The 12537-nt window shown below is 71.7% G+C and carries 10 protein-coding genes and 2 pseudogenes; 5 read left to right on the top strand and 7 right to left on the bottom strand.

Going from position 1 to position 12537, the window contains the following annotated elements:
- Positions 1–5: 5 nt before the first annotated feature.
- From tal to AB0761_RS11680, 3 genes and pseudogenes are all read right to left on the bottom strand, one after another.
- Positions 6–1127, bottom strand: a complete 1122-nt coding sequence (tal, locus tag AB0761_RS11690; protein WP_377268916.1) for a transaldolase — start codon at positions 1125–1127, stop codon at positions 6–8.
- Positions 1128–1219: 92 nt separating this feature from the next.
- On the bottom strand, positions 1220–1672 hold the full coding sequence (locus AB0761_RS11685) for a transketolase C-terminal domain-containing protein (RefSeq protein ID WP_377274026.1): 453 nt from the start codon (positions 1670–1672) through the stop codon (positions 1220–1222).
- Between the two features lie 54 nt (positions 1673–1726).
- Positions 1727–3240, bottom strand: a pseudogene (locus tag AB0761_RS11680) (transketolase family protein); the annotation flags it as partial.
- Between the two features lie 506 nt (positions 3241–3746).
- On the opposite strand from AB0761_RS11680, the pseudogene AB0761_RS11675 reads away from it, so the two are divergent.
- Positions 3747–4687 (top strand): annotated as a pseudogene (locus tag AB0761_RS11675) (heme o synthase).
- Positions 4688–4830: 143 nt separating this feature from the next.
- Positions 4831–5181, top strand: coding sequence for a hypothetical protein (locus AB0761_RS11670; RefSeq protein ID WP_377268915.1), 351 nt, complete (start codon positions 4831–4833; stop codon positions 5179–5181).
- A gap of 141 nt (positions 5182–5322) precedes the next feature.
- Here the strand turns inward: AB0761_RS11670 and AB0761_RS11665 are convergent, their stop codons facing one another.
- On the bottom strand, positions 5323–6297 hold the full coding sequence (locus tag AB0761_RS11665; protein ID WP_377268914.1) for a heme A synthase: 975 nt from the start codon (positions 6295–6297) through the stop codon (positions 5323–5325).
- Between the two features lie 184 nt (positions 6298–6481).
- On the opposite strand from AB0761_RS11665, the gene AB0761_RS11660 reads away from it, so the two are divergent.
- On the top strand, positions 6482–7141 hold the full coding sequence (locus AB0761_RS11660; RefSeq protein ID WP_377268913.1) for an LAETG motif-containing sortase-dependent surface protein: 660 nt from the start codon (positions 6482–6484) through the stop codon (positions 7139–7141).
- Between the two features lie 132 nt (positions 7142–7273).
- Here AB0761_RS11660 and AB0761_RS11655 read toward each other — a convergent pair whose 3' ends face one another.
- From AB0761_RS11655 to AB0761_RS11645, 3 genes are all read right to left on the bottom strand, one after another.
- Positions 7274–8053, bottom strand: a complete 780-nt coding sequence (locus AB0761_RS11655; RefSeq protein ID WP_377268912.1) for an ABC transporter permease — start codon at positions 8051–8053, stop codon at positions 7274–7276.
- Positions 8050–8991: an ABC transporter ATP-binding protein gene (locus tag AB0761_RS11650; protein ID WP_377268911.1), complete on the bottom strand. Its 942-nt coding sequence runs from the start codon at positions 8989–8991 to the stop codon at positions 8050–8052. Before AB0761_RS11650 ends, AB0761_RS11655 begins: the two co-directional genes overlap by 4 nt.
- A gap of 147 nt (positions 8992–9138) precedes the next feature.
- Complete coding sequence (locus AB0761_RS11645; protein WP_377268910.1) at positions 9139–10101, bottom strand: helix-turn-helix domain-containing protein; 963 nt, start codon at positions 10099–10101, stop codon at positions 9139–9141.
- A gap of 193 nt (positions 10102–10294) precedes the next feature.
- On the opposite strand from AB0761_RS11645, the gene AB0761_RS11640 reads away from it, so the two are divergent.
- Positions 10295–11125 carry a helix-turn-helix transcriptional regulator gene (locus AB0761_RS11640; protein WP_377274024.1) on the top strand — a complete coding sequence of 277 codons (831 nt, stop codon included), beginning with the start codon at positions 10295–10297 and terminating at the stop codon, positions 11123–11125.
- Complete coding sequence (gene sufB, locus AB0761_RS11635; protein ID WP_377268909.1) at positions 11122–12534, top strand: Fe-S cluster assembly protein SufB; 1413 nt, start codon at positions 11122–11124, stop codon at positions 12532–12534. The genes AB0761_RS11640 and sufB overlap by 4 nt, the downstream gene beginning before the upstream one ends.
- Positions 12535–12537 lie beyond the last annotated feature (3 nt).

The raw sequence follows: 12537 nt of genomic DNA, 5'->3' as shown, positions 1-12537 counted from the left end.
CTGGGTCACTTGGCGGGCTTCTTGGCGAAGTCCGCCAGCGAGGCCGTGACCGTGTCCAGCAGCTCCACCCAGGAGGTCTCGAACTTCTCGACGCCCTCGTCCTCCAGCACCTGGACGACGTCGTCGTAGTCGACGCCGGCCGCTGCGATGGCATCCATGTCGGCCTTGGCCTGGGCGTAGGCGCCGGTGACGGTGTCGCCGGTGATCTCGCCGTGGTCCGCGGTGGCCAGGAGGGTCGCCTCGGGCATGGTGTTGACGGTGCCGGGTGCGACCAGCTCCGTCACATACAGGGTGTCCGGCAGCGCCGGGTCCTTGACGCCGGTGGACGCCCACAGCGGGCGCTGCGGCTTGGCACCGGCGGCCTCCAGCGCCTTCCAGCGGTCGGAGGCGAAGACCTCCTCGTAGGCCTGGTAGGCGAGCCGGGCGTTGGCGATACCGGACTTGGAGCGCAACGACTTGGCCTCGCCACCGATCTTGTCCAGCCGCTTGTCGATCTCGGTGTCGACCCGGGAGACGAAGAAGGACGCGACCGACTCGATGGTGGAGAGGTCGTGGCCGCCTGCCTTGGCCTTCTCCAGGCCGGTGAGGAACGCGTCCATCACGGCGCGGTAGCGCTCCAGCGAGAAGATCAGCGTGACATTGACGCTGATGCCCTCGCCCAGGGTGTCGGCGATGGCGGGCAGGCCGGCCTTGGTGGCGGGGATCTTGATGAACACGTTGGGACGGTCCACCAGCCACCACAGCTGCCGCGCCTCGGCGAAGGTGGGCTCGGTCTTGTGCGCCAGCCGCGGGTCCACCTCGATGGAGACCCGGCCGTCGCGGCCGTTGCTGGCGTCGTACACGGGGCGCAGCACATCGGCGGCCTCGCGGACGTCAGCCGTGGTGATCATGCGGACGGCCTCGTCCGTGGTCACACCGCGCACCGCGAGGTCGCGGAGCTGCTCGTCGTAGGAGTCGTCCTTGCCGCCGATGGCCTTCTGGAAGATGGTCGGGTTGGTGGTGACACCGACCACGTGCTTGTCGCGCACCAGCTCGGCCAGGTTGCCGGTGTTCAGCCGCTTGCGGCTGAGGTCGTCCAGCCAGATGGCCACGCCTTCGTCGCTGAGGCGCTTGAGTGCGTCGGTCATGATCGCTACTTCCTCTTCGTCGTCTCGCCGATGCCGGGGGCCGGGCCGCGTACCGTGCGTGCGCGCAGGTACGCGACCCGTGACCTCGCGGTTCAGCGCGTTGCTGCGGTGATCGAGTCGTGGGCGGCGGCGACCACGGCCTCGGAGGTGATGCCGAACTGCTCGAACAGGATCTGGTAGTCGGCGGAGGCGCCGTAGTGCTCCAGCGACACGGACCGGCCGCTGTCACCGACGATCTCGCGCCAGCCCAGGGCGATCCCGGCCTCGACCGAGACCCGGGCCTTGATGTCGGGCGGGAGCACCGAGTCGCGGTACGACTCGTCCTGCTCGTTGAACCATTCCACGGACGGCATCGAGACCACCCGGGCCGGGATGCCGTCGGCCTCCAGCGCCGCACGGGCCTTGACGGCCAGCTGCAGCTCGGAGCCGGTGCCGATCAGGATGACCCGGGGGCGGCCGGAGGAGGCCTCCTGGAGGACGTATCCACCGCGGGCGGCGCCCTCGGCGGAGGCGAACTCGCCGCTCTCGCGGTCGTAGGTCGGCACGTTCTGACGGGTCAGCGCCAGGCCCGTCGGGCCCGGCTTGCTGCTGTGGCGCTCCAGCACGGTCCGCCACACCACGGCGGTCTCGTTGGCGTCGCCGGGGCGGACCACGGCCAGCCCCGGGATGGCGCGCAGCGCGGCCAGGTGCTCGATCGGCTGGTGGGTGGGACCGTCCTCGCCGAGGCCGATGGAGTCATGCGTCCACACATAGGTGACCGGCAGCTTCATCAGCGCGGCAAGCCGCACGGCCGGGCGCATGTAGTCGGAGAACACCAGGAAGGTGCCGCCGAAGATACGGGTGTTGCCGTGCAGCGCGATGCCGTTCATGGTCGAGCCCATGGCGTGCTCGCGGATGCCCCAGTGCACCGTGCGGCCGTACGGGGACGCGCCCGGCAGCGGGTTGCCCTCGGGGAGGAAGGAGGAGCCCTCCTCGATGGTGGTGAGGTTGGACTCCGCCAGGTCGGCCGAGCCGCCCCACAGCTCCGGGACGACCGGGCCCAGTGCCTTCAGCACGTCACCGGAGGCCTTGCGGGTGGCGACGCCCTTGTCGCTGGCCGGGAAGGACGGAACGGCCTTCTCCCAGCCCTCCGGCAGCCGGCCGGCCTCGATACGGTCGAACTCCGCGCCGCGCTCGGGGTTGGACTCGCGCCAGGCGGTGAAGGTCCCCTCCCACTCCGCGTGCAGCTTGCGGCCGCGCTCCACCACCTCACGGGCGTGGGCCAGCACCTCGTCGGAGACCTCGAAGTCCTTGGCGGGTCGAAGCCCAGCACCTTCTTGGTGGCCGCGACCTCATCGGCGCCCAGCGCCGAGCCGTGGGCCTTGCCGGTGTTCTGCGCGTGCGGCGCGGGCCAGGCGATGATGGTCCGCATCGCGATGATGGACGGACGGCCGGTCTCCTCCTTGGCCGCCTTCAGCGCGTCGTGCAGCGCGGCGACGTCGATGTCGCCGTTCTCGCTGGGCTGGATCCGCTGGACGTGCCAGCCGTACGCCTCGTAGCGCCCCAGCACGTCCTCGGAGAAGGCCGTCTCGGTGTCGCCCTCGATGGAGATGTGGTTGTCGTCGTAGAGCGCGACCAGGTTGCCCAGCTTCTGATGGCCGGCCAGTGAGGACGCCTCCGCGGAGATGCCCTCCTCCAGGTCGCCGTCGGAGACGATCGCCCAGACGGTGTGGTCGAACGGCGAGGCGCCGGCCGCAGCCTCCGGGTCGAACAGGCCGCGCTCGTAACGGGCGGCCATCGCCATGCCCACGGCGTTGGCGATGCCCTGGCCCAGCGGGCCGGTGGTGGTCTCCACGCCGGCGGTGTGGCCGTGCTCGGGGTGGCCGGGGGTCTTGCTGCCCCAGGTGCGGAAAGACTTCAGATCATCAAGCGTCAGGCCGTAGCCGGACAGGAAGAGCTGCGCGTACAGCGTCAGGCTGGTGTGCCCGGGAGAGAGGACGAAGCGGTCGCGGCCCGCCCACGCGGGGTCGGTCGGGTCGTGCCGCAGGAACCGCTGGAAGATCAGGTACGCGGCGGGGGCCAGGCTCATCGCTGTGCCCGGGTGCCCGTTGCCGACCTTCTGCACCGCGTCCATCGCGAGGACACGCACCGTGTCCACCGCCCGCCTGTCCAGATCGGTCCACTCGAATGCGTTAGTCGGCTTGGTGCTCACCCTGGTTCAGGGCTCCTTCCGTATGTTTCACTCAACCCCGTGATGGGGACCTCGCCGTCCAGTCGCTGCGCTGCGGGTCTGACGTCGGGCGGCCTGTGTCACGGAGGGCTCATCCCGCTTCCACGTGCGAGCCTACCGTTCGGGCTCCTGCCCTCCTCCCGCGCTCCAGGAACCGAGACGGCGACTGTCGGATTCCCTTGAATGCTTTCTTCCAGCCTCACCCGGACACCGCGGGTCCGCCCGCTGAACGAGCGGTGAGGGGGAGGCGGCCGGGAGGCACCGCTTCGGGGAGGCGGCGGTTCCCGCGCCCGGGTGACACGGGGACCCCCGGCGCGGGGCGTGACCGTGCAGCGTCTAAAGTGGCGTGGTACGCGCACGGCGACCGGGGCAGCCCGGTGCCGGCGAAGTTTCATACACCAGGGGTGTCCGTGACCGCCGTCGAATCCCGCCCGGCCGGGGTCGTCGGGGCGACCCCCGGGCACCGGCCGCTCGGGGCCCGTGTCGGGGCCTTTGTCGCGCTGACCAAACCGCGCATCATCGAGTTGCTGCTGATCTCCACGGTCCCGGTGATGTTCCTCGCCGAGCGTGGCGTCCCGGACCTGCTGAAGGTGCTGAACGTTGTCATCGGCGGCTACCTCTCCGCGGGTGGCGCCAACACCTTCAACATGTACATCGACCGGGACATCGACGCGCGGATGCGCCGCACCGAGCGCCGCCCGCTGGTCACCGGCATGGTGTCGCCGCGCGAGGCGCTGGTGTTCGGCACGGTGCTGGCGGTGGTCTCCACCCTGTGGCTGGGCCTCTTCGTCAACTGGCTCTCCGCGGGCCTGGCGCTGGCCGCCCTGCTCTTCTATGTCTTCGGCTACACGCTGGGCCTGAAGCGCCGGACCTCGCAGAACATCGTCTGGGGTGGCATCGCCGGCTGCATGCCGGTCTTCATCGGCTGGGCGTCCGTGACCGGCTCGCTCTCCTGGGCCGCGGTGGTGCTCTTCCTGGTCCTCTTCTTCTGGACGCCGCCGCACTACTGGCCGCTCTCCATGAAGGTCAAGGAGGACTACGCCAACGTCGGTGTGCCGATGCTGCCCGTGGTCGCCTCCAACACCGTGTCGCCCGGCAGATCGTCATCTACTCCTGGGTGATGGTCGCGGTCTCGATGGCCCTGTGGCCGCTGGGGCACACCGGCTGGCTCTACCCGGCCGCCGCCCTGCTGCTGGGCGCGTTCTGGCTGAAGGAGGCGCACGGCCTGTACAGCCGCGCCAAGGCGGGTGTGGTGGGCGCCGCGCTCAAGGAGATGCGCCTCTTCCACTGGTCGATCACCTATCTGACGCTGCTCTTCGTCGCGGTCGCACTGGACCCCTTCCTGCGCTGACCCGCAGGCCCTGAAACGCACCGGCCCCGCCGTCCGTTCAACGGACGGCGGGGCCGTCCGCATCTGCGGGGTGCCGCGAGCTGTGGGGTGCCGCACACTCGGCTGCCGTCGCCAGCATCTTTACTCATCGGTAGGATCCGGCCATGAGCAGCGAAGCAGAGACCACCGACGCCCGCGCCGCCGCCCGCGACCAGCGGCGGGCCAAGCGCATCGCCAGGAGCATCGAATCCTTCGCGGCCCGGCACGGCGGCAGCGCCGAGGGCGTCGTGGAGTACGTGGGCCGCAACGCCACCCGCATCGTGCTGGTGGGCGCCGACGGCGCCTGGGGGGACCAGGTGGCCCCCCGCTACGAGATCGCCCGCCGCGCCGCCGAGCTGGCCGGGCTCACCCTCCATGACTCCTTCGACGGCGAACTGGCCCTGAAGGTGCGGACGTCCTCCTATGAGTGGTCCCGTATGGCCGGCATCCAGCTCGGCGGTGGCCGCGCTGCCTGACCCGGTGGCAGACCGCTGCGTGCGGCGGTGCGACCGCCGTCCCCGGGCCGGTCCGTACAGCGCCAGGAACGCGAGAGGCCCCCTACGGCCGTAGGGGGCCTCTCGCGCAGTTTCGCCCGGGCGTGTCCAGGGGCGGACCGGTCAGCCCGCGGTGACGAGACCGGCGGTGTGCCCGGCGGAGTCAGCGGCAGCGGGCGCCTCCGGCAGCTCCGGCCGGACCCGCAGGGCCAGCGGGATGCGCAGGGCCGCCACCCACACCAGCGTGGCGCCCAGCAGGTGTGCGCCGACCAGGAGTTCGGGCGAGCCGTTGAAGAACTGCACAAAGCCGATCAGGCCCTGCGCCAGCAGGACCACCAGCAGGTCACGGGCGCGGGCCCGGGCCGGGGCGGGTGCCTGCACCGCCCGCAGCACAAAGATCATCGCCAGTGTGAGGCCGACCGTGACAAAGGCGAAGTCGGCATGGAACTGGGTCACCCGGTCGTAGTCCAGCGGGATCCGCGGCACATCGCTGGAGTCCCCGGAGTGCTTGCCCGTACCCGTCACCACGGTGCCCGCGGCCATCAGGCAGCCGGTCAGCGCCACCAGCACATACGACAGCTGCACCAGGGGCCGTGCGACCAGGGGCTCCGGCCGGCCGTCGCCCTCCTTGGACCGCTCCCAGGTGACCAGCGCCACCCAGATCAGCGCCATGGACGCCAGCAGGTGCACCGCCACCGTGTAGGGGTTGAGCCCGGTGAGCACCGTGATGCCGCCGATCACCGCATTGCTCATCACGATCCAGAACTGCGCCCAGCCCAGCCGGGTGAGGCTGCGCCGCCACGGGGTACGGCAGCGGGCAGCGATGATCGCCGCGCCGACGGCGGCGCACAGGACGTAGGTGAGCATGCGGTTGGTGAACTCGATGACACCGTGGATCCCCATGGCGGCGGTGGGTGCCAGGGTGTCGGCGGTGCACTTCGGCCAGGTCGGGCAGCCCAGCCCGGAGGCGGTCAGCCGCACGGCGGCGCCGGTCACCACGATGACCACGCTCATCACCAGTGCGGCGAGGCAGACCACACGCACGGCCCTCGCCGAGGGCTGCAGCCGCCCGGCGAGATAGGACAAGGGGGTACTCACCCGCACATCCTAGGTCGCCCGGTCCGCGGCCCGGCGCCGGGGTCCGGGGGTGCCGGCGGGTGGTGCGGAGCCCCGGGGAGCCGCACCCCGCCCGGAGGCCGCGTGTCACGTACCTGTAAAGTCCGCCCCTGAATCCCTGGGTGGCCCCGCTCACGCAGGGTGGCAACGTGTGGAGGGAGAGGCAATGGCGCGTCAGGGGTGGGTTCGCGGAGGTATCACGGCCGCGGCCACGGCAACTGCACTTCTCGGGACCGGTGTGCTGGCGGGCTCCGCCTCCGCGCACGTCCCGGCGTGGACCATCGACTGCTCGTCGGTTCACATCAACCTGGTCAAGTACAACGCGGGCGTGCACAACACCGTCACGGTGAAGGTCGACGGCACCACCGTGCTGGGCCCGTCCACCTTCGGTGAGAGCTTCCAGCAGGACCTCAAACTGGAGGACCACAGCAAGGCTCTGGACGTCGAGCTGATCGTGGAGTCCGGGGACGGCAACGGCGCCCTGGACGAGCACAAGACCGCCGAGGTCTGCCCGGGCCACGAGACGTCGGCCCCGCCGGTGACCAGCCCGGCGCCGTCCAGCCCGGCCGCCTCCAGCGCCGCGCCGTCCAGTGCCGCACCGTCGAGCGCGGCGCCGTCCAGCCCGGCCGCCTCCAGCGCGGCGCCGTCCAGCAGCGCCCCGGTGGTGGCCGCGTCGGCCTCCGTCGCGCCGAGCTCCGGTCCGGGCCTGGCCGAGACCGGTGCCTCCAGCAGCACCCCGGTGATCGCCGGTGCGGCGGTCGCCGTGGTGGCCCTCGGCGGTGGCCTGCTGGTGATGTCGCGCCGTCGCCGCGGCGCCCGCAGCTGACCCGGTAACGCCCGCAGAACGGCGGCGGGCCCGGAACCGAAGAGGTTCCGGGCCCGCCGCCGTCGCGTTCGCGCCCTGCTCCCAGCGGACTGCTGCTCCCAGCGGACTGCTCCCAGCGAAGTGCGCAGCGGACTACTCCCAGCGGAAGAAGCGGGCCGCCGCCGCCAGCCCCAGCACCGCCCAGACCGCCAGGACGCCCAGATCGCCGAGCGGCAGCGAGGAGCCGTGCTGCAGTACGGAACGCAGCCCGTCGGAGAGGGCGCTGATGGGCAGCAGCTCCAGCACTCCGCGCGCCGCGGCCGGGAACTTCTCGAGCGGCACCACCACACCGCCCGCCAGCAGCAGCAGGACGAAGACCAGGTTGGCCGCGGCGAGCGTCGCCTCCGCCCGCAGGGTGCCCGCCATCAGCAGCCCGAGGCCGGAGAACGCCGCGGTGCCCAGCACCAGCAGCGCGGCCACCGAGAAGGGGTCGCCGTGCGGCGACCAGCCCAGCGCCAGCGCGATCACCGAGAGCAGCGCGACCTGGAGCACCTCGGTCACCAGTACACAGCCGGTCTTGGCGGTGAGCAGCGCCCACCGTGGCAGCGGGGAGGCACCGAGCCGCTTGAGCACCCCGTAGCGGCGCTCGAAGCCGGTGGCGATGGCCTGCCCGGTGAAGGCGGTGGACAGCACGGCCAGCGCCAGCAGGCCAGGGGCGAGGAAGTCCACCCGCTTGCCGGGTCCGGCGGTGTCCACCACGTCCACGGCGCTGAACAGCACCAGCAGCACGGTGGGGATGACCACGGTCAGCAGCAGCTGCTCGCCGTTGCGCAGCAGCATCCTGGTCTCAAGGCCGGTCTGGGCCAGCAGCATCCGGCCGAGCGGGGCGGCTCCGGGCGCGGGTGTGTAGCTCTCCCGCGGGGTGGTGGTCATGAGCGCAGTTCCCGTCCGGTCAGTTCGAGGAAGACGTCTTCGAGGCTCCGCCGCTCCACGGTGAGCCGGTCCGGCAGCACGCCCACCTGGGCGCACCAGGCGGCGACGGTGGCCAGCAGCTGGGGGTCGAGGGGCCCGCGGATCCGGTACGAGCCAGGGGCCAGCTCGGCGGCGGCGGTGCCGTCCGGCAGTGCCTTCAGCAGTGCGCCCAGGTCGAGTCCCGGACGGCCGTCGAACCGCAGCGCCTCCTGTGTGTCCCCGGCGCTCTCGTTGCTGCGGACCAGCTCGGCGGGGCTGCCCTGGGCGATGACCCGGCCGCCGTCGACGATCGCCACCTGGTCGGCCAGCTGCTCGGCCTCCTCCATGGCGTGGGTGGTGAGCACCACGGTGACACCGTCGGCGCGCAGGTCGCGGACCAGGTCCCAGGTGGCGCGGCGGGCCTGGGGGTCCAGGCCGGCGGTGGGCTCGTCCAGGAAGACCAGTTCGGGGCGGCCCACCACGGCCATCGCCAGGGCCAGCCGCTGCTGCTGGCCCCCGGAGAGCCGGCGGTAGGCGGTGCGGCCGCAGGAGCCGAGGCCGAGCCGCTCCACCAGGGAGTCCACATCCAGCGGCCGGGCGTGCAGCTTTGCGGTGTGCTGGAGCATCTCCACGGCGCGCGCACCTGCGTACACGCCCCCGGACTGCAGCATCACACCGACCCTGGGGCGCAGCCGGGCGGCGTCGGCGACCGGGTCCAGGCCCAGCACGCGCACCGTCCCGGCGTCGGGGCGCCGGTAGCCCTCACAGGTCTCGATGGTGGTGGTCTTGCCTGCGCCGTTGGGGCCGAGCACCGCGGTCACCGCGCCGCGGCCGACGGTGAGGTCCAGCCCGTCCACCGCGGTCTTCCGGCCGTACCGCTTCACCAGGCCGACCACCTCGACCGCAGGTTCTGCTTCCATGCCGTCGAGTCTATGGACACCGTGGCCGTGATCTTCCAGGGGGCACCGGCGACATGCCCCCGGCGGCCGTGGCGGCTCCCGGCCGACGCAGGGTGCCGTACCCGGGCGCCGGGAGCACGGTGGCCCGTCCCCCGTGCGGGCCACCCGTCATCCTGACGGCCGGTCGCCGAGCCGTCTTGTACGAATGCGAACGCCGGCCGGTGCGGTTCGCTGCGCCCCCGCGGGCAGCACCGCGGTGGTGACCCGGTCGTCCAGCCGGTCGGTGGGCGGTTCGGCCGGCTCGGCGGCGGCCCGGTGGCCGAAGAAGCGCCCCGGGGTGCTGCCGGTCATGGCGCGGAAGGTGCGCACCAGATGGGCCTGGTCGTGGAAGCCGCACATGGCGGCGATCCGGGCGCCGCCCAGTCCCGGGTCGGCGTCGAAGGCTCGCAGCACCCGCCGCAGCCGCACGACCTGGGCGACCTGCTTGGGCGGCAGTCCCACCTGGGCGCGGAAGCGGGTCTCCAGTCGGCGGGGGCTCCAGCCGGTCTCCTCGCAGAGCCGCCGTACCCGTGCGGCGCCACCGCTGCGGTGCAGCAGCTCCCAGGCCAGCGAGACCTCGGGCGCCCAGACCGGGCCGGCGGACAGCCGGGTCAGCAGCAGCCGGTCCAGCAGCGCGAAGCGGCTCGGCCAGTCCGGCGCCTCCGCCAGCCGGGCCGGCAGATCTCGTCCGACCGGGCCCAGCACCTGGTCGAGCCCGGCCCACTCATTGCCCAGGTCGCCGAGGACCGGTCCCAGTACCCGCCAGGCGGCCGCCGGGGTGAGGGCCACGGTCACCCCGTGCATCCGGCCGACGTGCTCCCCGATGGTGGCAGTCCGGCGCAGCCCGCACACCAGCGAGCCAAAGGACTCCGAACGCTCGTGGCAGACCGCGTCGGTCAGCCGCAGCGGCTCACCGAAGCCCGCCATCAGGGTCACCAGTCCGGTCGGCACCTCCAGCCGGCGCCGCGGGGCCACCAGTTCCAGCAGATGGCCGCGGTAGTCCAGGACCCGCCCGCGCAGCCGCGGGTCGGGTCTGCCCTGGATCAGCTCCCAGCTGCCGACACCGTCCGCCGAGCCCTGCTGCCTGTGCATCCTCGCGGCTCCCTGGAGTCCTCGTCCGCTCCTGCATGCCCATGCCAGTCTCCCACTCGCGTCCGGGCCGGCTGCGGCGCTGTGCCGCAGCCGGCCCGGTAAGGCTCCCCTGAGTGATCGAGGCCACCGTGCGGTCTTCGCACCCCGCTTGTCGCATCGGAATGAATTACGCAACAATGGCGTTGTGAAAAACATGCGCGAGCACCCGGAGGAGCAGGCGGTCGAGTCGGCCGCTGCTGCGCCGCTGCCCGCGTCCGGAGAATCCGCCGCAGGCCAGGGCGGCCACGAGGCCACCCGGGACCGGGTGGCCCGCTCCATCCTGGACCACGGCCCCTCCACCGCCGCCGATCTGGCCGAGCGGCTGGGGCTGACATCCGCGGCGGTCCGCCGCCATCTCGACGCACTGGCCGCAGCCGGCCTGGTCGAGTCCGGTGAGCAGCGGGTCTACGGCCACCGGGGCCGCGGCCGTCCGGCCAAGGTGTTCGCACTCACCGAGTGCGGCCGGGATGTCTTCTACCAGGCCTACGACCAGCTGGCCGCCGACGCCCTGCGCTGGATCGCCGAGGCCGCCGGCGGCGGCAAGGCGGGCGCGGAGGCGGTCGCCGCCTTCGCCCGCGCCCGGCTGGAGCGCGACGCCGAGCGCTACGGCGCCGCCGTCGCGGGGGCCGGCACCCAGGACCGCACCGAGGCGCTTGCGCGAGCCCTGAGCGCGGACGGGTACGCTGCCACGGTGCGGCGTGTGCCGTCCGCCGCGAAGGCGCTCGCAGGCGAGCAGCTCTGCCAGCACCACTGCCCGGTGGCGCACATCGCCGAGCAGTTCCCGCAGCTGTGCGAGGCGGAGACGGAAGTCTTCTCGCGGCTGCTGGGCACCCATGTGCAGCGGCTGGCCACCATCGCCCACGGCGACGGGGTCTGCACCACCCATGTGCCGCCCGGCGACACCGCCAGGACCGACACCGCAAGCCGACCATCCACCACGACGTCACCGACCACGAAGACTGCCTCCGGGAGGAACCCCGTATGACCACGACCGCTCACCCGGAGCTCGAGGGTCTGGGCAACTACGAGTACGGCTGGGCCGACCCCGACGCCGCCGGCGCCGCCGCCAAGCGCGGCCTGAGCGAAGAGGTCGTCCGCGACATCTCCGCGAAGAAGTCGGAGCCGGAGTGGATGCTCAAGCTGCGGCTCAAGGGCCTGCGGCTGTTCGACAGGAAGCCGATGCCGACCTGGGGTTCCGACCTCTCCGGGATCGACTTCGACAACATCAAGTACTTCGTCCGCTCCACCGAGAAGCAGGCCGCCACCTGGGACGAGCTGCCCGCGGACATCAAGAACACCTACGACAAGCTGGGCATCCCCGAGGCCGAGAAGCAGCGCCTGGTCGCCGGTGTCGCCGCCCAGTACGAGTCCGAGGTGGTCTACCACCAGATCCGTGAGGACCTGGAGCAGCAGGGCGTCATCTTCCTGGACACCGACACCGCGCTCAAGGAGCACCCGGAGCTCTTCCAGGAGTACTTCGGCACCGTGATCCCGGCCGGCGACAACAAGTTCGCCGCGCTGAACACCGCGGTCTGGTCCGGCGGCTCCTTCATCTACGTGCCGAAGGGCGTGCACGTGGAGATCCCGCTGCAGGCCTACTTCCGGATCAACACCGAGAACATGGGCCAGTTCGAGCGGACCCTGATCATCGTCGACGAGGACGCCTACGTCCACTACGTCGAGGGCTGCACCGCGCCGATCTACAAGTCGGACTCGCTGCACTCCGCGGTCGTCGAGATCATCGTCAAGAAGGGCGCCCGCTGCCGCTACACGACCATCCAGAACTGGTCGAACAACGTCTACAACCTGGTGACCAAGCGCGCCGTCGCCTACGAGGGCGCCACCATGGAGTGGGTCGACGGCAACATCGGCTCCAAGGTCACCATGAAGTACCCCGCCGTCTACCTGATGGGCGAGCACGCCAAGGGCGAGACCCTGTCCATCGCCTTCGCGGGCGAGGGCCAGCACCAGGACGCCGGCGCCAAGATGGTCCACATGGCTCCCCGCACCTCCTCGTCCATCGTCTCCAAGTCGGTGGCGCGCGGCGGCGGCCGTACCTCCTACCGCGGCCTGATCGAGATCGGCGAGGGCGCCGAGGGCTCCAAGTCCAATGTGCTGTGCGACGCCCTGCTGGTGGACACCATCTCCCGCTCGGACACCTACCCCTATGTCGACGTCCGCGAGGACGATGTCTCCATGGGCCACGAGGCGACCGTCTCCAAGGTCAGCGAGGACCAGCTCTTCTACCTGATGAGCCGCGGCATGTCGGAGAACGAGGCCATGGCGATGATCGTGCGCGGCTTTGTGGAGCCGATCGCGCGTGAGCTGCCGATGGAGTACGCGCTGGAGCTCAACCGGCTGATCGAGCTGCAGATGGAAGGCGCGGTCGGCTGACGC

The organism is Peterkaempfera podocarpi (assembly GCF_042466665.1).
Taxonomy (GTDB): domain Bacteria; phylum Actinomycetota; class Actinomycetes; order Streptomycetales; family Streptomycetaceae; genus Peterkaempfera; species Peterkaempfera podocarpi.
This window is presented reverse-complemented; position numbering and strand designations above follow the sequence as displayed.

Bases quoted from the DNA above. Each gene is read 5' to 3' on its own strand.
- tal (WP_377268916.1), bottom strand. From the start codon at position 1,127: ATGACCGACGCACTCAAGCGCCTCAGCGACGAAGGCGTGGCCATCTGG.
- AB0761_RS11670 (WP_377268915.1), top strand. From the start codon at position 4,831: ATGAGCAGCGAAGCAGAGACCACCGACGCCCGCGCCGCCGCCCGCGAC.
- AB0761_RS11660 (WP_377268913.1), top strand. From the start codon at position 6,482: ATGGCGCGTCAGGGGTGGGTTCGCGGAGGTATCACGGCCGCGGCCACG.
- AB0761_RS11655 (WP_377268912.1), bottom strand. From the start codon at position 8,053: ATGACCACCACCCCGCGGGAGAGCTACACACCCGCGCCCGGAGCCGCC.
- AB0761_RS11650 (WP_377268911.1), bottom strand. From the start codon at position 8,991: ATGGAAGCAGAACCTGCGGTCGAGGTGGTCGGCCTGGTGAAGCGGTAC.
- AB0761_RS11645 (WP_377268910.1), bottom strand. From the start codon at position 10,101: ATGCACAGGCAGCAGGGCTCGGCGGACGGTGTCGGCAGCTGGGAGCTG.
- AB0761_RS11640 (WP_377274024.1), top strand. From the start codon at position 10,295: ATGCGCGAGCACCCGGAGGAGCAGGCGGTCGAGTCGGCCGCTGCTGCG.
- sufB (WP_377268909.1), top strand. From the start codon at position 11,122: ATGACCACGACCGCTCACCCGGAGCTCGAGGGTCTGGGCAACTACGAG.